The sequence below is a fragment of the Nitrospirota bacterium genome (assembly GCA_030684575.1).
Lineage (GTDB): Bacteria > Nitrospirota > Nitrospiria > Nitrospirales > Nitrospiraceae > Palsa-1315.
On sequence record JAUXVD010000019.1, the window covers coordinates 101,778 to 121,057 of the forward strand.

Annotated in this window: 19 protein-coding genes; 12 read left to right on the plus strand and 7 right to left on the minus strand. The window is 57.6% G+C overall.

Going from position 1 to position 19,280, the window contains the following annotated elements; translation table 11 throughout:
• The first annotated feature begins 530 nt into the window (after window positions 1-530).
• Complete coding sequence (locus Q8N00_14015; protein MDP2383907.1) at window positions 531-1,625, plus strand: nucleotide-binding protein; 1,095 nt, start codon at window positions 531-533, stop codon at window positions 1,623-1,625.
• An 89-nt stretch (window positions 1,626-1,714) separates the two neighbouring features.
• Window positions 1,715-2,608, plus strand: a complete 894-nt coding sequence (locus Q8N00_14020) for a hypothetical protein (protein ID MDP2383908.1) — start codon at window positions 1,715-1,717, stop codon at window positions 2,606-2,608.
• A gap of 356 nt (window positions 2,609-2,964) precedes the next feature.
• Here Q8N00_14020 and Q8N00_14025 read toward each other — a convergent pair whose 3' ends face one another.
• Window positions 2,965-4,098 (minus strand): lipocalin-like domain-containing protein, encoded by a 1,134-nt coding sequence (locus tag Q8N00_14025; GenBank protein ID MDP2383909.1) that lies wholly within the window; start codon window positions 4,096-4,098, stop codon window positions 2,965-2,967.
• A gap of 167 nt (window positions 4,099-4,265) precedes the next feature.
• Between Q8N00_14025 and Q8N00_14030 the strand changes: the two genes are divergently transcribed.
• From Q8N00_14030 to Q8N00_14045, 4 genes are read left to right on the plus strand one after another with little or no spacing between them, the layout of a single operon-like run.
• Complete coding sequence (locus tag Q8N00_14030; protein MDP2383910.1) at window positions 4,266-4,955, plus strand: LON peptidase substrate-binding domain-containing protein; 690 nt, start codon at window positions 4,266-4,268, stop codon at window positions 4,953-4,955.
• Complete coding sequence (locus Q8N00_14035; GenBank protein MDP2383911.1) at window positions 4,955-5,926, plus strand: ATP-binding cassette domain-containing protein; 972 nt, start codon at window positions 4,955-4,957, stop codon at window positions 5,924-5,926. The genes Q8N00_14030 and Q8N00_14035 overlap by 1 nt, the downstream gene beginning before the upstream one ends.
• Before the next feature lie 9 nt (window positions 5,927-5,935).
• Entirely contained in the window at window positions 5,936-6,715 is a 780-nt protein-coding gene (locus tag Q8N00_14040) for an ABC transporter permease (GenBank protein ID MDP2383912.1), read from the plus strand.
• A gap of 26 nt (window positions 6,716-6,741) precedes the next feature.
• Window positions 6,742-7,602 (plus strand): transglutaminase-like domain-containing protein, encoded by an 861-nt coding sequence (locus tag Q8N00_14045; GenBank protein ID MDP2383913.1) that lies wholly within the window; start codon window positions 6,742-6,744, stop codon window positions 7,600-7,602.
• Window positions 7,603-7,792: 190 nt separating this feature from the next.
• Here Q8N00_14045 and Q8N00_14050 read toward each other — a convergent pair whose 3' ends face one another.
• The gene (locus Q8N00_14050; protein ID MDP2383914.1) at window positions 7,793-8,548 is read right to left on the minus strand and encodes an MBL fold metallo-hydrolase; all 756 of its coding nucleotides are present in this window, start codon (window positions 8,546-8,548) and stop codon (window positions 7,793-7,795) included.
• Window positions 8,549-8,567: 19 nt separating this feature from the next.
• On the minus strand, window positions 8,568-9,023 hold the full coding sequence (locus Q8N00_14055) for a MarR family transcriptional regulator (protein ID MDP2383915.1): 456 nt from the start codon (window positions 9,021-9,023) through the stop codon (window positions 8,568-8,570).
• Between the two features lie 381 nt (window positions 9,024-9,404).
• Between Q8N00_14055 and Q8N00_14060 the strand changes: the two genes are divergently transcribed.
• Window positions 9,405-10,046: a HEAT repeat domain-containing protein gene (locus Q8N00_14060; protein MDP2383916.1), complete on the plus strand. Its 642-nt coding sequence runs from the start codon at window positions 9,405-9,407 to the stop codon at window positions 10,044-10,046.
• 40 nt (window positions 10,047-10,086) lie between these two features.
• On the opposite strand, the gene Q8N00_14065 is transcribed toward Q8N00_14060, so the two are convergent.
• Both Q8N00_14065 and Q8N00_14070 read right to left on the minus strand, forming a co-directional pair.
• Window positions 10,087-10,941, minus strand: coding sequence for a metallophosphoesterase (locus Q8N00_14065; protein ID MDP2383917.1), 855 nt, complete (start codon window positions 10,939-10,941; stop codon window positions 10,087-10,089).
• On the minus strand, window positions 10,938-11,591 hold the full coding sequence (locus Q8N00_14070; GenBank protein MDP2383918.1) for a hypothetical protein: 654 nt from the start codon (window positions 11,589-11,591) through the stop codon (window positions 10,938-10,940). The genes Q8N00_14065 and Q8N00_14070 overlap by 4 nt, the downstream gene beginning before the upstream one ends.
• A gap of 96 nt (window positions 11,592-11,687) precedes the next feature.
• Between Q8N00_14070 and Q8N00_14075 the strand changes: the two genes are divergently transcribed.
• The 3 genes from Q8N00_14075 (at window position 11,688) to Q8N00_14085 (ending at window position 14,922) form a co-directional block, all read left to right on the plus strand.
• A complete protein-coding gene (locus tag Q8N00_14075; protein ID MDP2383919.1) occupies window positions 11,688-12,728 on the plus strand; it encodes a tRNA pseudouridine(13) synthase TruD in 1,041 nt (346 codons plus the stop codon).
• Between the two features lie 155 nt (window positions 12,729-12,883).
• Window positions 12,884-14,125 carry a TIGR00300 family protein gene (locus tag Q8N00_14080; GenBank protein ID MDP2383920.1) on the plus strand — a complete coding sequence of 414 codons (1,242 nt, stop codon included), beginning with the start codon at window positions 12,884-12,886 and terminating at the stop codon, window positions 14,123-14,125.
• The gene (locus Q8N00_14085; protein MDP2383921.1) at window positions 14,122-14,922 is read left to right on the plus strand and encodes an arginine deiminase-related protein; all 801 of its coding nucleotides are present in this window, start codon (window positions 14,122-14,124) and stop codon (window positions 14,920-14,922) included. Before Q8N00_14080 ends, Q8N00_14085 begins: the two co-directional genes overlap by 4 nt.
• 750 nt (window positions 14,923-15,672) lie before the next feature.
• On the opposite strand, the gene Q8N00_14090 is transcribed toward Q8N00_14085, so the two are convergent.
• Window positions 15,673-16,374 carry an outer membrane beta-barrel protein gene (locus Q8N00_14090; GenBank protein ID MDP2383922.1) on the minus strand — a complete coding sequence of 234 codons (702 nt, stop codon included), beginning with the start codon at window positions 16,372-16,374 and terminating at the stop codon, window positions 15,673-15,675.
• A 299-nt stretch (window positions 16,375-16,673) separates the two neighbouring features.
• On the opposite strand from Q8N00_14090, the gene Q8N00_14095 reads away from it, so the two are divergent.
• Together Q8N00_14095 and larB are read left to right on the plus strand one after the other, a co-directional pair.
• Window positions 16,674-17,687: an NAD(P)H-dependent glycerol-3-phosphate dehydrogenase gene (locus tag Q8N00_14095; protein MDP2383923.1), complete on the plus strand. Its 1,014-nt coding sequence runs from the start codon at window positions 16,674-16,676 to the stop codon at window positions 17,685-17,687.
• On the plus strand, window positions 17,684-18,436 hold the full coding sequence (larB, locus tag Q8N00_14100) for a nickel pincer cofactor biosynthesis protein LarB (GenBank protein MDP2383924.1): 753 nt from the start codon (window positions 17,684-17,686) through the stop codon (window positions 18,434-18,436). Before Q8N00_14095 ends, larB begins: the two co-directional genes overlap by 4 nt.
• 158 nt (window positions 18,437-18,594) lie before the next feature.
• On the opposite strand, the gene Q8N00_14105 is transcribed toward larB, so the two are convergent.
• Window positions 18,595-19,146 (minus strand): hypothetical protein, encoded by a 552-nt coding sequence (locus tag Q8N00_14105; GenBank protein ID MDP2383925.1) that lies wholly within the window; start codon window positions 19,144-19,146, stop codon window positions 18,595-18,597.
• Between the last annotated feature and the right edge of the window lie 134 nt (window positions 19,147-19,280).

The following is a 19,280-nucleotide window of genomic DNA, read 5'->3' on the forward strand; positions in this document are numbered from 1 at the left end:
AATGTGCTCGTTCGACGCGCGCAATAGAGGATCGACCAGGCCGCCCTTGAAGAGATAGGCGAGTGACCTTGGAACGGGCAGAGAGGGCGGACTAGGGGGCTCCTGTGCTCGCGGAACGCGCGCCCTCAGAAGGGCCTCGTTCGACGCGCGCAGGTGAGACTCCGCCAGCCGCCTCGCTGCAAGGGGAAATAAGGGGTCAACCCCCTTTGCTTCGGCGCGGGCCAATAGCTGGATGCGCAGCGAGGTCAGGCGGTCTATCCGGGCAAGCGAGGTTTGACATCAGCTCGCAAAGGAGGAATATTGGGGCGCAGTTCGACGAAGGGGCTACGAGTTTACGGGGGAGATTCCGTAAGTTTCATTAGCTGGTCCAGCAGTCCTTGATGCGATAAATTAGGGGTTCATCATCTGTGTATAGTCTGCTGGTGTCTCAGCAAGTTGAGGATCGAGCCGATGGGACTTTCGAAGTTTCTAAGGATCGTTTCCTTGAGTACACGAGTGAAGCGACTGCAGCACAGTTACGGCCTCTTTCAGTGGAATCTATTGACTGTATCAAGTCGTGGCCGTGCGTCTATATGCAGGAGGGGCGGGGCGAAGAACGGGCCTATGTGGGACAGATCACTGCCATTCACGACGCAGGTGCTGACATAAAGATTACGGTCGTGTCCTTTCCGACTGAGCCCCCAATTCTCAATGACGATCTATGGAAGCTCCGCACGGAGCTTGACATAGAACAATTCGAGTTCAGCCGCAATCATTGGGCTATCAAAGATCAAGATCTCTTTCATGTGCTTTCCGCTGCAGGCCACAAACTCAATCCCTATGTAATCGAACTATTCAAGGATAAACCACTGCCAGCGCCGCGTCGGCAAGACCTGCTCCGCGCTCGAGACATCATTTCAGAATGGGGCCACACTAAGATCGACGATTTCATCCTTGAGGTCGGAGTGGAGGGCTTGGTTGCTGGGCGCGCTGCCGGCAGTCGGCGAGATCGAGCCAATGCGATTATTGAGTTTGCGCTCGCACATCCAGCTGTCACCACCGCTGAGAACTCTCTGCTCTCCGTATTCATTGTGCGATCTGCCGGACTGGGAACTCCTCAAGATTCCGACGCGAAGAGGCTGTCAGCCGGCATTCCCGAAGCCGGCAATGAATCGCCTCGGAAGCGAGGTGATGGAGGAGCAGCCGGTCGTTCGCCAAACCGTGTATTTGTTGTACATGGTCAAAACGAATCTGCTAGATCGGCCATCGTGTCGTTTCTCTCGAGGGTTGGATTGGTTGGGATCGTTCTTCATGAGCAGCCCAATATGGGCCGTCACCTGCTAACTAAATTCATTGAGGAGGCGGAGCTGGTAACCTTCGCGATCGTTCTTATGACGGATGACGATGTCGGTGGTTTGAGAGGCAAAGAGCTAGCGCCACGTGCTCGCCAGAATGTCATTCTCGAGCTGGGATACTTTCTGTCTCACCTCGGCCAGGAGCGCGTTTGTGCCCTGATTACTCCAGGTCTCGAGACTCCTTCAGATTTCGACGGGATCGTGTATATCCGCATGGATGCTGATGCACGGTGGGGAACAGAGCTAAAGCGTGAGCTGTTAGCAGCGGGTATGCCTTTAATAGAGAAGTGAAAGAGGCCTAGACTCAAACCCGGGTTAGCTCAGTCAGGCCCCCTTATATTTTCCAGCAGTTCATTTAGTGGTTTATGCCTCACGAGGAAATGTCATCGGTCCCGTCCACTTATAGCTTGGGTCCACTCCCGTGGAACGAGGAGGTCCTGGTCGCCGCAGCCTGGAAGAGCTTCGCGGATGCACGGCGTTTAGTTAATGAACATCCAGGCCGAGACCTTGCCGAGCGTTCTTTATCGCTTAAGTCGGTACTCCATATATTTGAGGGTGCAGCTGAATCGTTCGACGAACTCCTCGTACGCTTTCATGCAGAAGCGCATGGCGGCCACCTTTTCCGCAGGAATCGGCGTAGCGACCTCGATGCTTTTGAGGCAAAGCTTCAGGAGCTGCTCTACCTCTTTGCCTCCAGTGCCATGACACTTACAGATCAGGCTCGTGCACTTCGCAAGAAAGTAGAGCTATCAGGATATGAGGAGCGCGTTAGCTCATCGTTCGCGAAGAATCCTCGCCACCGATTTATTCAAGACCTTCGCAACGATTTAATCCATGTGACCCTTCATCAGCCAAGCTGGCAGCTCACCTCGTGGCGAAATGAAGAGCCAACTTCTAAGTTCATGTTGTGGCCGGATCAGCTGGCTCGATCCAGTGAGTACACTGCACTTGCAAGAGCCTATGTTCGCGACCACCCCAAAGGCATTGACCTCGGCATCCTCATTGACGAGTACGTCCGCGACGTAACAGAATTTCACGAGTGGTTGAACGACGCGCTTAATAACTCAGCGGGATCGCTAATCGCAGACTATAGGCGCTGTTCAAATCGGATCAACGCGGTCAGTTCCTGCTCTTGGTGGAACATCATATTTCGGCAGGTGGTCCTTGCTGGCAAACGAGATCCCTATCAGTATCTCGATCAGTACCTAACACCACAGGAACTGGTCGATGTGAATTCGCTTCCCGCAGGAGCAAGGCTCAGGTCGATCGAATAATTGAGCTTGTTGACGAGTTCGGCGCATGTGATCTCGAACTTCGAGCCCTCGTCTATAAGGCGTTTGGTGTCAGTGACGTCTAACCTCCCCATTGAGAGGACGTGCACTGGGCGGCAAATGCATGCCTCTCATGTCAAGCGTCAGCTAGCAGTGCGATATGATTGAAGGATGGTAGCGTTTGTTCATTCCTTCTTTTGGAGGAATGGGGCCTGATTGATCTCCCACTGCGCGCATGCGATGAGCACCAACCATAGTGTCAAAGTACAATAAGTCTTGCGTGCGCGTCGCGCGAGCACAGGAGATCAAGCAGACCCCGTTCCCCGACCCGTCCGGAGCAGGCAGACCAGCCTCAACCCCTACAGCTTCTTGTTAAATCGTTCTGCGTAGCCCGTCAGCTCCATATAGCCTTTCCCCTGAATGGGCCGTCCTTGCGTCGTGCCGCGGGCTTCGATGGCGCCTTCCCAGTAGGTTACTTGCGTGCTGCGCGTCGTCGAGAGTTCTTGTTCTGCCATGAGCGGAACGAGTTCCAACGAAAGTTGTAGGGATGGAATGGTCAGGCGCCAATGTTGCGGATAACGGCCCTTGCTCGCAGGACTGGTCCAGTAACTCGTGGGTTCCAGCGTGAAGTCTTCGATCGATAGATGTTGCCCGTGACCCTCCCGGTCGATGAGGGTCCCGCTGGAGACGGGGTCGGCTGACCCGTCAGAGCGGCGCAGCCGATAGAGCATCAGTTCCCTCTGGTCGTCGAGCTGCAGGCTGAACCAATCCCATCCGACCAGATCCTTGCCAAGCTCCGCCGAGCCGAACTCATGGTCCATCCAGCTCGTGCCGGTCACATCGAAGGATTCGCCGCCGATGGTGACGGTCCCATTCGTGGCGAGTCTGGTGAAGGAATAGTAGTGGGACGCCTGTTCAGGGTCTGAGCCTTTATGGCTGATGCCGTTGGTGCCATGTACCACGAGTGGTTTGTCCGGCGAGACTGTGAGCCGGAGGGCCAGGTCACCGTCTGCCGCTGTCAGGGTCTGTGTGCCAGGACTGGCCACTGGCGACTCGGCGCTCCACCGATCGATCCAGACGTGAAGGCGATCGTCCACCGCACCGGCCTTGCCCAGGCCGGCCCGGCTGATCTTTTCAGCATAACGAAATCGGCCCTTGCTGAGATCGCTCACGGCGAAATGGGCCAGGTACAGTTGCGTGACGGCCCATTGTGAGGGGAGGGTCTTGAGTTGCTCGCGCGGCATGCCACGGCGGAAGAAGGTGAGTTGATAGCCGAACGACCGGCCGTCCTTCGCCGTCAGTTGGCCGGTGTAGTACCACCATTCGGTGCGAAACGCCTCATGCGCCCCGTGATCGCGCGGGAAGGTATAGCGATAGCCCTCCCGGGCGACTCGAAACTCCTCTGCCGTATCGGCCGCGAGTCCCGGCACGACGGCGAGGAGACCGCTCGACAGCAGGAGGAGATGCCGAAGATGACGCCGAACGTTGGCCATGCGCGAAGGACCGTCCGTGAGGTGGAACAACTGCGACCAGCGCTTATAGCATGCTTCGGCAGGTGGCACAAATCCCCTGTATTGATGAGGGTTTTACCAATTTAGCGGGTGAGCGAGGCCCCGCTCTTTCCGTTGACAATTTTGCCGATCATCAGCTATCGTGAGCCATGCAGACCGACCACGGGCGAGAGCCCCACGGACATGACCGGCATGACAGCGCGACGCCGTTTCCTATTCCCTTGAGGATTCCGGTGTTCCCGCTTCCGAACGTAGTGTTGTTCCCCAAGACCTATCTGCCCCTGCATATCTTTGAGCCACGCTACCGCACCATGGTCTCGGATGCGGCGATGAGCGGGCAATGTATCGGGATGGCCCTGCTCAAGGACGGGTGGGAAACGGACTATTACGGCCATCCGCCTGTGTTCTCGACGGGCTGTGTCGGTCGGCTGGTGAGTGTGCAGCCGATGGCCGATGGCCGATCCAATATCATGCTGCAAGGCCTGGAACGGTTTGAGATTGAACGCGAATGGTACGACAAGCCCTATCGTGAGGCCACCATTGCCGTCACGGTTCATGGCGTTGAGGCGTCATTGGACCCCATGGTCCGCCAGCGCCTGTTCACCATCCTGGAGTCCTATCTCCGGTCCCGCGATGAGGCGCCCACCTGGCAAGAGTTTTTCCGTGAAGAAGTCAGCGACGAGATTTTCGTCAACACCCTATCCACCTACTTGGAGTGTACGCCCTTGGAAAAGCAGTTTCTGTTGGAGGCCGACAGTCTTCACCAACAAGCCCGCCGTCTCAGCGACCTCATCGAGTTCATGATGCACGATCAATCCGGTGCGAAGGGTTGGGGCTAATGGATCGCGCGATCGCTATCCAGGTGTCGCACCTGACGAAAACCTATGACGAGCAGACGGTCGTCTCCGATCTGTCGTTTGATGTCTATGCCGGCGAGATTTTCGGGTTGCTCGGACCGAACGGAGCGGGGAAAAGCACGACGCTTCGGACGATCATCACGCTGCTGGCGCCGACGTCTGGCACGGCGAGCGTCTTGGGCCACGATACGGTGCGTGAGTCGGACGTCGTCCGGCAACTCATCGGCTACGTGCCCCAGGAGCGGGCGATCGATCGCTTTCTCACCGGTCGGGAGCATCTCGAGCTGCTCGGCGCGCTCTATCACCTGACAAAGGCTGAAGCGACGAAACGGATCGGCGAGTTGCTGAAGCTGGTGGAACTGGAAGAGGCAGCCGATCGTCCGGCGAAGACCTATTCCGGCGGCATGAAGCGGAAGCTCGACATTGCCTGCGGTCTATTGCCGAATCCCAAGATCCTGTTCCTCGATGAGCCGACGTTGGGCTTGGATGTGCAGAGCCGGCTCAGGATTTGGGACTATGTGCGGATGTTGAAAGCGCGCGGCATGACGATCGTCATGACGACGAATTATTTAGATGAGGCAGACCAGCTCTGCGATCGCTTGGCCATCATCGATGTCGGCAAGATCAAGGCGCTCGGGACGCCGACTGAACTGAAAATAGGGCTGGGTGGCGATATCGTGTCGTTGACCCTGAAGGATCTGACGAAGATCCCCGTATTGGTGTCTGCCCTGACGGGACAACCGGCCATGCGAGCGGTCAAGGCGACCGCCACCGGCCTGGATATCCGGGTCGATTCGCCGGAGAAGGCCCTGCCGGCCATTCTTGAGTCAGCCAATCGATTGGATTGCCGGCTGGAGTTTATCGAATATCACCGGCCGCGGTTGGACGATGTGTTCATCGCCCATACGGGACGGTCCATGACCGAATCGGTTCAAGACATTCAGACGGTATAAGGAGAGACAGTGGCGCAGTACTGGCAAGAAATTCATGCATTGACGATGCGGTGGGTCCGACGGCTCAGCCGCGAAAAATTCAGTATGTTGTTCACGCTCGTGCAGCCGATGCTGTTCTGGCTGATCTTCTTCGGCAACCTGTTTCAGAAGGCCGCGGACGTGCAGGTGACGCAGGCCCCGAACTACATCAGCTTTCTGACCGCCGGTGTGGTCGTCATGACGGTGCTGAATAACGGACTGGCCGGGGGTGTCGATCTGCTGTTCGACAAGGAGAACGGGTTCCTGGAACGGTTGATGACGACGCCGATCCATCGGAGTTCTGTGATCCTGAGCCGCTTCATTTTCGTGATGACGATTACCTCGCTCCAAGTGCTCGTGATCCTCGGCGTCGCCTTTCTGTTCGGTGTCCAACCGGTGACGGGGCTGCTGGGCATCGCCGCCATTCTCATGATCGGGATGCTCTTCGGTGTCGGTCTCACGGCCATTTCCATGGCCATGGCATTTTCCGTGAAGAGTCACGGCGATTTCTTTTCGGTCCTGGGATTCCTGTCGCTCCCGATGATTTTCTTGAGCTCGGCGCTGGTGCCCTTGGAGGCGATGCCCGGGTGGATGGGATTTCTGGCGCGCTTCAATCCGATGACCTGGGCGATCGATGCGGTGCGGCCGTTGATTCTTTCCGGCTGGACTGAGGCGCTCCCTCACGTCGCCATGGTGGTGGTCGTCATGATCATATTCGACGCGATCTGTCTCTACGGGAGCGCCAAAGCGTTCCGTCGGGCCATGGGCTAATGGGCGGGCTGTCCGGGAGTCCCACCATGCTGGTCAACGAGAGCCAAATCAGGGCCTTGATCCGACTACTGGCCGATGAGGACGAGAAGATCGTCCGGACCATCAGTGGGAGGCTCATCGACATCGGTCCCTCAGCCGTTCCTCTCCTGCAGGAAGCGGAAATCGAACAGCCTGAAATGGCCGATCGATTCGTCTCGATCCTTGAGGAAATCCGCGGCGGCAATCTTGAGGATGAACTCACGCAGCTGGCGGCGCGTCCTGAAGGCTCAATGGATCTTGAGCAGGGCGCCTTTCTGATCGCCCGTTATGCCTATCCCACCCTCACCGTGTCTTCCTATGCCAGACAGCTCGACGAGATGGCGCAGGAAGTTCAGGATCGAATCGGCCCCCGCGCATCGGGCGAGGAAACGATCAAGACGTTGAATCGGTACCTCTTCACGGAGCAGGGCTTCAAGGGCAATACCAAGAACTATTACGAGTTAGAGAATAGTTACCTCAACTGCGTGATCGACCGCCGCACGGGTATTCCGATCAGCCTCTCCACGGTATATCTCCTCGTCGGGAAACGGCTGGGCCTTCCGGTATATGGAATCGGGATGCCGGGGCATTTCCTTGTGAAGTACGAATCGGACCGCTACAAAGTGTTCGTCGATTGTTTCAACGGGGGGGCGTTGCTGACCGAGAAGAATTGTCAGCGCTTTCTCACGGAAGCCGGCTATGGAGTCGACGAGAAGTATCTCCAGCAGAGTCCGGTCCGAGCGATCCTCTCCCGCATGATTAAAAACCTCCTGGCCATCTACTCCAAGCTCGACGACCCTCTCAAGAAAGCCCGCCTGACGAAGTTCATCGAAATTCTTGGTTGCGATAACCGCGAAGGCGGACTGTAACGCATAGGCGAGTCTCGCGAGACTCGCGGGAAAATCGGGATTGGCCGGAAGTGTCATCAACGTTGCAGGCTGCTCAAAAAGTTCGTCCAGCAAGGCTGCAGGCGAGGACAAGGCCGGAGGCGTACCCTTGTGGTACGTTGAGGACCCTGTCGAGCCGAAAACGCCGCTGGCGGACTTTTTCAGCAGCCTGCTACAATTTGATCGACATTAAGTCTCGCGCCACCACAATCTTTCCCTCGTATGCTTCCCCCGCCTGCTCTCGCACATTGTATCGTTCCGTGATTGGATAGAAGTGCGATAAGACGAGTGTGCCGACTCCGGCTTCTTTAGCCACCTGCCCACATTGACCGGCATGCAGATGGACCGGATTCGGTCGGCTCGCCGGGAACGAACAATCCAGCACCGCCAGATCGACATCCCCGCAGAGACGCACCAGGCTGTCGCAGTATTGTGAATCGCCGGAATAGGCTAGGGACTTCCCGCCATATTCGATTCGATAGCCCAGGCAATGGAGATGCTCTGTGTGGGTCACGGTTCGAGGAATCACCCTCGTCTTGCCAATCATAAAGGCCCGATCGGCCACTTCTTTGAAATGAACGGCGAACGGCGCATGTGAGAAGCCCGGCATGGTGGTGAAGAGGGACCGGAAAAACTTCTTGGTCCCGCGCGGGCCGATCACGGTGAGTGGCGGCCGCGTCCCTCCTTCGTATTTCGTAAAGATCATCGCATCGAAGAAGTAGGTGATGAAGTCTGAAAAGTGATCGGCATGGTAGTGAGAGAAGAGGATGTGGGTGATTCGATGCCGATTGATGCCGGTCTTGAGGAGATTTGTCAGCGTGCGCGGGCCAAAGTCCAAGAGCATTGTCTGGTCGGTGCGGACGAGATAGCCCGAGGCTGCCCGTGTGGGGTGGAGGTTCGTGCCGGATCCGAGAATCGTCAAACGCATAGGCAGAAGAGTGACGGCGTTAGCTAGGTTCCTGTTGGAAACTGTCGTGGAGACGAAGGAGGAGCATGCGTACCGTCTCGGCATCTTTCGGATTCAGCGCCCGTTCGAAGAACGGTCGGATAAAGGCGATATGTGCGGCGAAGGCTTTTTGAAACAGGGCGTTGCCCTTGTCGGTCAGCCGTACATGGGTGCAACGGCGGTCTCCCTTGACCTCGTCCCGTCTGATGAGCCCCTTTGCGACGAGGCGGTCGAGCACACCGGTGAGTGTGCCTTTTGTGACGAGCGTTTTCGAAGACAGCTCGGAGCAGGTCATGCCGTCGGTATCCCCGAGTGTGGCGATGACGTCGAATTGTGACGGTGTCAGCTTCATCGAGCGAATATGTCGGCTATCGACGCGCCAAAAGGCCAGGTAAGCCTCGACGAGCGGGCGCAGTACTTTCAGATAGGGGTCGTCTTTGAGATCCGGCAAGTCCATGAGGAGAGGATAGTCCGCATTAGAACGGAAATTCAAGTAGGGGGAGGGGATGGCGGGCAGCCTGGTCGTCCTCCTGCTCGCGGAACGCGCACGATCAGAATGTGCTCGTTCGACGCGCGCAATTGAGGATCGACCAGGCTACCCTTGAAGGAAGTAGAGATAGAGTAGAAGCGCGCAGGGGAAGATCAATCAGCTCCCATCCTTGAGAGATAGCGAGCCAGTTTGAAGGGGTCGTTCACAACTTCGCTCGATGCTCCACTAGAGGATCAATTATGCCGCCAGTTGAAGAGTTAGGGGATGGATCAGATTAATTATTGTAACCATCACGTGGGCTTGACGTCCGTTGACGGCGCAATGCCTGCCTCCCTATGATGCGGTCCTATGCGAGGGAATGAATCAGGACAGGCGAATCTCACCGCCATTGGGGTCGTCATCGGCTTCGTCATTACGTGCGTCTGGGTCTGGAAGCGTTTGACGCTTGAGGTTCAGGAGTTTGTGATTGATCAAGCCATTCCCATGGCGTTTGCCGGATTGGTGATTGCGGCAGCCCTATGGATGGTGGTCCGATCGATCAATCGCTGCAGAGTGAAGCGACGCGATCGAGCGACGCTCTTGGCCTTGTTCGAGAAGGCGAAGGGGCGGGAGAAGAAGCTGGAGATCGCCTTTGCCTTGATTGAGGTGAACGAGTATCGCGCCAAAGGCTTGGAGCCCGTCACACCTGCGTTACGTGAGCTCTTTGCAACGATCCTGCAACGGGCGTTGGATGACAAGCAGCATCGGATTCGTGGGATGGCGGCCAGTCACTTGGGTGTGTTGAACGACATGACCGTCGTCCCTCTGTTACTCAAGGCGCTGGAAGATGACCATGCCTATGTCCGTTCCAGCGCGGCGCTGGGATTAGGCCGATTGCGTGCGCGCGAGGCGGAGAAAGTATTGACGACGATGATGACAGAGGATTGGGATCAAACGGTCCGGAGTCGATCGAGGGAAGCTCTGGAGCGGATTAAGTCGTCTGAAGGCTGAAGTGTTTAGGTTTCGAATCTCGACCTTCAGCCTTTAGCCTTCAGTCTTCTGCTTGTGCCTGTTCGTGGACCCATTCAATACAGGCGATTTCCGGGGTGCAATTCCATCGCAGCGGAAGAAACGACCATCCGAGTCCACGATTGACATAGAGTCGTCGCCCAGGTTCTCCATGATGTCCCTCGATCCGTCCATTGCATCCGGGCGGGAGCCAGAAGGTTGGGATGCCGGGGATACGCCATTGGCCTCCGTGGCTATGTCCGCAGAGGATCAGATCGACAGCATGGTGGTCTTCCAGTTGATCGAGGATGTTCGGGGCATGGGCCAGCAACAGCGTGTAGCGGTTCTGCGCGCTCGGCGGCAGACAGCGTAAGTCGGCTCGATGCAGCGAGGGATCGTCGACGCCGACGATGGCGATCTCGCCACCGTCTATGGGGATGTAGGTGGTCTGATTGATCAAGAGGGTGATCTTATGGCGGTCCGCGAGTTCGGCATAGTGATCGATCGGCACGCCACTGTAGTGATCATGATTGCCTAAGGTGATGAAGACGGGGGCAATCTCACGCAAGGCGGCGAGAAATCGAAACATATGAGGCAGGCCTTCCGGCACGTTGAGCAGGTCGCCGGTGATGAAGATCCAGTCTGGCTGGAGCTCTCCGGTGGCGGCGACAATGAGATCGTGTCGCGGCAGATAGCAGTCGAGATGCAGATCGCTCAAATGGACGGCCCGTTTGCCGGCCAAGGGCCCATGTACATACGACAGCCGTGAGACTTCGTGGCGGGAGAGTCCGATGTCCCAATGGGGCACGAGGCTAAACATCCGATAGAGTGGTTCACTGAGGGAATGTCCGATGAAGGAGCGGGCTCGGTCTGGCCAGGACCTCGTGCGTCGAGTCATCCCATCATCCGATCCAGCTCGACGCGATCTGAGGGGGTCACACGATAGCCCCGCCCGTAGAGATCGCTCATGCCTTGCATCAAGGCGTCCATGTTACGGCTGCGGTACCAGCTGTCGAATCGCTCCGTCAGTTCCGCGACCTGTTTCGAGGTTGGATCCCCTTGACGGTAGGGGAGGGAGAGGCAACGAAACAAGTCTTGAAGTTCCGTTGGACCGTAGATGGCATCGTCATTTCTGTCGGCAACCAGGGCGAACTCGTAGAAGGTCAGGCTAACCGAGAGGACTGACTGGGTTTTGGAAAAATCATCCCGCGCGTCATCCATTCCGCCTGGATAATCGCGAGGGCAATCCCGGTCGAGCTGGGATGCCGGCGTCATGTTCCAGCTGATTCTCTGCGCGGACGGGGGAGGCACCTTGGTCGCCTGATAAAACCAGGAGAGGCAGTTGTTCGCTCGCGCAAAGGCCTCTTTGTCGTGGTGGATTTGTTTGCCGATATGTTGTGTGAACTGTTGAAAGATCGTGCGCTCTTTGCTCGATGAGTCGCCCGGGAACAGTGCGATTAGCACAATGGTGATGAACAGGCCTGCCGCAAGTAGGTAGGTCCGAGGTTTCTGATCGATCCTGTGACTGGAGACTGGGTGAAAGCGCATGGGAGAAGTATACCATGTGAGTTGTCTTGTCCCTCATAGGGATTGACGACGTGGTAAGAGCGATGACGCGTGAATGAAGAGGGGGCCTGTTAGACCATGACCATGCCGTTTTTGACTGCGACCGTACCGGGCATCGGCGGACAGATGCGGACGCTGCCGGAAGATTTCCAGGTCGAGGAACGTCCGCTCTATCTTCCTTGCGGCGAGGGGGAACATCTCTATATCAAGATCAAGAAACGCCTGCTCTCCACTCCGGATCTCGTGTTGCGACTCTCTTCGGTCTTGGGGGTGAAAGCGCAGGCGATCGGGGTGGCGGGACTCAAAGATGCCAGGGCCGTGACGACGCAGATGATTTCACTGCTGGGTGTGACGCCTGACCGGCTGGATCGGCTGAAAGTGGACGAACAGTTGTTGTCGGTGGAGGTACTGGGGCGACATCGCAATCGGTTACGTCCGGGGCATCATGCCGGCAATGTCTTCCGGTTGGTGATCAGGGATGTCGCCAGCCATGCCCGCGAGACGGTACCCCTGGTCACGGACATGTTGGCGCGGCGAGGGGTGCCGAACTATTTCGGCCCGCAACGGCAGGGACGGAGTGGACTGAATTATCAGACGGGAGCCGAGTTGCTGGTGGACCCTGTTCGCCGCAACAAGCTGAGCCGGTCCAAGCGCATGTGGTATCTCAATTCCTATCAGTCGCACTTTTTCAATGCCATGTTGGCCAGGCGGCTGGATCGGATCGATCGCATCCTGGTGGGAGACTGGGCCATGAAAATGGAGAACGGCGCCTGTTTTCTGGTCGAGGATGCCGCAGTGGAACAGCCCAGGGCGGACCAATTCGAAATCAGTCCCACCGGCATCCTATTCGGGTCGCGCGTGTCCTGGGCCACGGGAGAGCCTGGCGAGATCGAACGGGCTGTGGTGGTCGAAAGCGGCGCCACGCCGGAGAGTCTCACCGAAGCCGCGAAAGCTTGCGGGTTTCGCGGGGAACGGCGCTCGTTCCGAACGCGCCTTGTCGATTTGGACTGGGCCTTAGATAGCACCGTGCTTACGCTCTCGTTCTCGCTTCCGCCTGGCGCTTATGCGACGAATGTTTTACGGGAATTGATGAAGGTAGGCGAGGGGCCAGAGGCCTGAGGCCAAGGGTAGCGATCAGACGTCTTCACATAGAAGCAGGGTTGTCTGTCATGAGTGCGTGCTATCATTACTTATCAGAGGCATTAGCTCCTGGCGATGAACTGCTTCCCTCTAGCCCCTAGCCTTTGGCCTCTAGCCTCGAATGGTTTTGAACGATGCAAGACCAAGAAACCGTCATCCTCCAAGGCCACATCATCGATTCGTTGATCCTGGCGAAGGTCCTGGATCGGATTCTGATGTTGGGTGGAACTTTCGACCTTCAAGATGTGCAGATCGGCAAGACTCGCGAGGAGCCGTCGCGCGCCAGGATCATCGTGCGGGCCTCGACGGCGACATTGCTTAGCGAGATTCTCCATGCCATTCAACCTCACGGCGCGTCGGTTGAGAATGAACGGGATTGCCGACTGGCTGCGGCGCCGGCGGACGGTATCTTTCCCGACGAGTTTTACGCGACGACCCATTTGTCTACCCAGGTGCGCATGCGTGAGCAGTGGGTGGAGGTGGAGGGGATCGAGATGGACATGGGGATTCGCGTAGACCGGGCTGGCCTGACGGCCCGTACCCTTCCTATGGGAGAAGTACGGCAAGGCGATTTGATTGTGACCGGTCGTGAGGGTGTGCGGGTGATTCCGCTGCAACGGCCACGTGACCGCGATGTGTTCAGCTTTATGGAGTCGCAGGTGTCGTCCGAGCGTCCCCATGGGCGCGTGATCAGCGACATTGCCAAACGCCTGGTGCAGTTGCGAACAGGGTTCCGGGAAGGAACCGTGGGCAGCAAAGTGCTGTTGGCAGGAGGCCCGGCGATTGTTCATGCCGGAGGGCGCGATGCGCTGACATGGCTGATTGAGGAAGAATTCATCCATGTCTTGTTCTGCGGGAATGCCCTGCCCGCTCACGACATGGAAGTCGACCTCTACGGCACGTCCCTCGGCTATGGAGATGCCGCCGGTCGGGTCCTGCCGCATGGGCATGAACATCATTTGCGAACGATTAATCGGATCAGGGCCATCGGGAGCATCGAGGCCGCAGTTCGTTCGGGAGTCATCAAGACCGGCATTATGGCGGCCTGCGTCAGGAGGGGTGTTCAGGTTGTCATGGCCGGCACGATCCGGGATGACGGCCCGTTGCCCGGCGTGATCACGGATTCAGTAGAGGCGCAAGCCACCATGCGTCGGGCAATCCCCGGTGTCGGACTGGCCCTGCTCGTCGCCTCGACGCTGCATGCGGTGGCGACGGGTAATTTGCTGCCTGCCACGATTCCCTCCGTCTGTGTCGATATCAATCCGGCCGTCCCAACCAAGCTTGCAGATCGAGGAAGTTTTCAGGCAGTCGGACTGGTCATGGATGCGGCGTCGTTCTTCCGCGAGCTCGCGCGTGAATTGGGGTGGAAGCTATGAGTCGCCTGTTGGTCTGTCCACCGGACTACTTCAGCATCGAATACGAAATTAATCCCTGGATGCGCCGTTCGAACGCCGTCAATTCAGAGGAGGCCAACCGGCAATGGCATCATCTCATGCAGGTGCTCGAACAGGATGTGGGCGCGGTGCTGGAGCGAATGAAGCCGGTGCCTGGACTGCCCGACCTGGTGTTCACGGCGAACGCCGGCATTGTCGTTGGGCGTCAGGCTGTGCCGAGCCGGTTTCGCTATCCGGAGCGGCAACGGGAGGAGGTCTACTTCGAAGAATGGTTTCGGGGCCAGGGGTACGACGTCGTTAAGTTGGATCCTGGCTGCTTCTTCGAGGGGGCCGGGGATCTCCTGGGTTTTTCCGATACCTGGTTCGGTGGGTATCGACAGCGATCGGATATCCGTGTGTTCCCGACGCTCAGCGAGTGGTTTCACCGGGAAATCATTCCACTCGAACTGGTCGACAACCGGTTCTATCACCTCGACACCTGCTTATGTCCCTTGAGCGGAGGTGAACTCCTGTATTTCCCCTCTGCCTTCGATCGGTATGGGCAAGAGGCGCTTGCCGAGCGGATTGCGCCTGCTAGACGTCTCGTCGTATCGGAATCTGAAGCGCTCCGGTTTGCCTGCAACGCCATCTGTGTCGGAAAACATGTCGTGCTGCCAGACGGATGCCCGGACACAGAATCCCAGTTGACCTCGCATGGTTATCTCCCCCATCCGGTCCCGCTCGATGAATTTATGAAGTCGGGCGGATCGGCGAAGTGTCTTACCCTCGCTCTCGACTGATTCGAGCGGCTGCTGAAAATGTCCGCTAGCTGCGTTCTCGGCTCGCAACCATCCCCAACGTACCCTAAGGGTACGCCTCCGGTGCTTGCTCGCCTGCGGCCTTGCTATCGGAACATTTTGAGCAGCCGCGCAGGGATAGCAGGGATAAAGGAAGGAATACCGTGTGACGGATGACGTTCTACGCAAATCAGGGTTTTTGCCTGAAAAGAAAAGAAGCGTAAAGCCCGGCGATGGCGATGGTGACGAGTTCGATCGTTAGCAGCAGTCGGCTCACGATGGCGTCAGGTGTGGGAGGCGCAAGGATAAAGTGAAGGCCGAGAAATTCTGGTTCCTGTGGGAGCGGAGTTTCCCAGGGTGGGAAGAGGAATGCGAGGAGTAGCGCAGCGACCATGCCATACAGAAGTTGAAGGTTCAGCTGCTCCGGCTGTGGTTCGATCCGTGGAGCTGTTGGCGGAGGGACCTCAATCAGGTCAGCATGAAGCCGCTGGCCGCACTGCGTACAGTAACGGCTGATCTCCGGGAGTTCATGTCGGCAGGATGGGCAGAGTTTCATACGCAGTCTGGTGCGTAGGCTACACGGAACTGCGCTGCTTTACTAGCAGGCTGCTGAAAAAGTCTCCCAGCTTCGTTCTCGCTTCGAACGTATCCTCAACGTAGTCCTGAGGCTACGCCTCCGGTGCGTTCATCGGCTGTGGCCTTGCTGACAGACTTGTTGAGCATCCTTGTAAGCAGGAGTGGGTGGTTTGTCTATCAGAAGTGGTAGCCAATACCGACGGAGAGGGTAAAGGCACTATAGGTGGCGCGAAATCCAAATGGATCAGCGCTGTCATTGCTATGGTTTGAGGAGTAGTCCATGCGGGCGCGATTGAATTTCCCTTCTCCGAAGAGGGTCCATTGACGTGTCAGATAATATTGTAGCCCTCCCTCGACATTGAAGCCGATCGAGGTCGCCGATTGTCCTGGCGGTGCGGCAGGGCCTTTCAGAGTGGCAAAGTAGAAAGAAGGACCGATTCCGAAGTAGGGCTGAAGCCGGTAGCCTGGATAACGGAAAATTACATCCATGTCCCATGTCACCATACGTTGGTGAACGCCGGATAAGCCTGTCAATGTGGCTGAACCTCCGGCGCCGGTAAATCTGAGCGATCCTTCTTTAATATGCGGGGTCGAATAGGACAACGCCGTTTCGACACCAATCCAGCGCGCTTTCGAGAAGTAATGGCCGAATTTCCCACCTACCCCGAGGGAGTCCTTCAATGGTTGGTCGGACAGGTCCAGTCCTCCGATCCCGTCTTGAGTGACTTTCCCACCGCTGAGGCTCTGGGGCTTAACCAGTCCTATCTGCCCTGCCACGTAGGATTCTGCATACGCCTTGGGCATAAAGAGAACAATTGGCACCATCAGTGCCACTAGAATTGCGATTACGACAGGTCTTGCCATTTGTAAGGTTTTCATCACTCGCTTCCTCACTTTCACTTGAAAACAATGTCCATTTCATCCTAATCGGTCGAGGCATTAGGACGAAGAACATTTTACATTCGTACAGTGAGGGAGCAAGGCATATGCCACTTCAGCTATTTCAGCCACGATTGAGGGGGCCTGCGGAGCGGGCTGGACTTGACAAATTTCAAGGGCGGCCTCTCGTTCATTGACAGGCAGGAGAGACGGTTCCTATAATCCGCCCGCCAGAGGACTGACCCAGAGCCGCTATTGGCTGTCATCCATCCTCCAAGCACTGTGTGAACATTATGCAGATCGTGAATCGTATCGGCGTGATCGGCGCTGGTGCCTGGGGCACCGCGCTCGCCAAACACATGGCGGAAAAGGGACTGCACGTCAGGCTTTGGGCCTATGAGCGGGACGTCGTCGATTCGATCAATCAGACGCACGAGAATCGGGTCTTCCTGCCTGGTGCGACCTTGCCCCCATCGCTCAGCGCGACGAATTCTCTCGTGGACGCCGTGAGCAATTGTGACGGCCTCCTTTTTGTCGTTCCGTCGCATGTGGCCAGGCTCGTCCTCCAGCAGCTCGCTCCTCTCGTGCCCTCCTCTATGCCCCTGATCAGTGCGACAAAGGGTGTTGAAGAAGAGACGTTCAAGTTGATGACTCAGGTGATGGAGGAGGTGCTGCCTGTGCCGCTACATTCCAGGCTGATGGTTTTGTCCGGGCCGAGTTTTGCGGCAGAAGTGAGTCAGAGGCAGCCCACGGCTCTCTGTCTCGCGGGGCGGGACTCCTCTCTGGTGAGCGCGTTTCAAGCGGCATTGATGACCCCCACGCTGCGCGTCTATGCGGATAGCGATATGACCGGCGTCCAATTGGGCGGGGCATTGAAGAACGTGATGGCCATAGCAGCCGGAGTTGTCGACGGACTGGGCCTTGGCCACAATGCCAGGGCTGCCTTGATTACGAGAGGCCTGGCTGAAATGGTTCGCCTTGGGATGGCGATGGGCGCCGATGCGCGCACGTTTTACGGACTCTCGGGCATGGGAGATCTGGTGCTGACCTGTACCGGCTCGTTGAGCCGGAATCATACGGTCGGCGTTCGGCTAGGGAAAGGCGAACGGCTGGAGACGATTCTCGGCGGGATGCAAGCCGTGGCCGAAGGTGTACGGACGGCCAAGGCGGCGTCGGGATTAGCCCATCGCCACAATGTTGAAATGCCGATCGTGCGCGAGATCAACGCGGTATTGTTCGAAGGCAAGTCCTGCCGCAAGGCGGTCACGGATCTCATGGAGCGTGATGCCAAGCCTGAGAAGGGGAACGCATGAATCCTGCAGCGCTCGAACGATTGCTGACAAAAGTCCAAACCGGCACGTTGCCTGTGGCGACGGCGATGGAACAGCTTCGCACCTTGCCCTATGAAGATCTCGGATTTGCGTCGCTCGATCATCATCGATCGTTACGGCAGGGTTTCCCCGAGGTCATCTTCTGCGAGGGGAAGACGTTGGTGCAGATTCGTGCGATTGCGAAGGCCCTCTTGAAACATCATCGTCCATTGTTGGCGACGCGTGCGACTCCCCAAGTCGGCGCACTCATTACACGGCTTGACCGCCGAGCGGTCTATCATGACGAGGCGCGGATTGTGTCGATTCGCGACCCCAAGCGCCGGCTGCAAGGGCATGTGCTGGTGGTGACCGCGGGGACTTCCGATATTCCCGTCGCGGAAGAGGCGAGAGTGACGGCGGAGGTGATGGGGAGCCGGGTTGAGACGCTCTATGACGTGGGCGTGGCCGGCATTCATCGGTTGCTCGAGCGTCAAAGCCGGCTCATGCAGGCCCGAGTGGTCGTGGTGGTCGCAGGGATGGATGGAGTCTTGCCCAGCGTCGTCGGCGGGTTGGTGGCCTGTCCGGTTGTGGCCGTACCGACGAGTCGGGGCTATGGTGCAAGTTTCGGTGGATTGGCCGCGCTGTTGACGATGCTGAATTCCTGCTCGGCGGGGGTCGGCGTCATGAATATCGATAATGGCTTCGGGGCCGGGTGCCTCGCGCACCGGATCAACGTATTGGCAGGATGCTGAAAAAGTCTGCCAGCTTCGTTCTCGCCTCGAAAGCATCCTCAACGTACCCCAGAGGGTACGCCTCCGGTGCTTTCATCGTCTGCGGCCTTGCTGGACAGCCCTTTTGAGCATCCTGTCGGCTTGCGGGGCTCTGGGGGGGGTGGAGGGTTCTTCGCGGGTTATTTGACTTCGATCGTTCCGCGTTTCGGCCAGCCAACCGTCTGCGTTCTGGGGCCCTTCTCTCCGTTTGCCAGCAATTTCGCGCGCACTTCAAAACGATAGAGTCCTGCTTCTGCCTGGACTTTATGTTGGTCCAGTCCGTCCCACGTCAGCACGACGGAGATCTGTGGAGGGGCTGCGCCGGTGGTCGAGGCGGCATGTGGTCCCAGCGGGGTACGGGTGGCCAGAAAACGGAGGGAGTTCTTCGAGGGCGATGTGATGAATGAGGACACTTCCAGGATGGTCGCGCCGTTCAGCTCTTTGGGGAGTTGGACAAGGGCGGAAAACTGCAATGGACCGGAAGAGACCGTATAGGGGTTGGGGGAGACGGTCAGGTCGAGAATCCTGAGCTCCGGTTCGGAGCGTGGAGTCTGGTGCGGTTTCTTTTTTGCCAAGGCGCTCGGCGGGGCCAAGAGCAGCAGCGCGGCGCAGAGCAGCAGCCAGAGGGCTCGACCATTCCACGATTCGAATACTAATGAACGGGGCAAAGTGAAGGGTCGGCAGATCGTCATAGGGTTTTGTGTGGAGCCGCGTATTGTGGACAAGCGCCCGGTCGGTGGGCCAATGCAGTGGGGATAACACAGCGTTGGAAGGCTGTCAACGCTCGCCCTGGCCGATTGCCGTTCGTACGCGCCTTGGGTAAGAT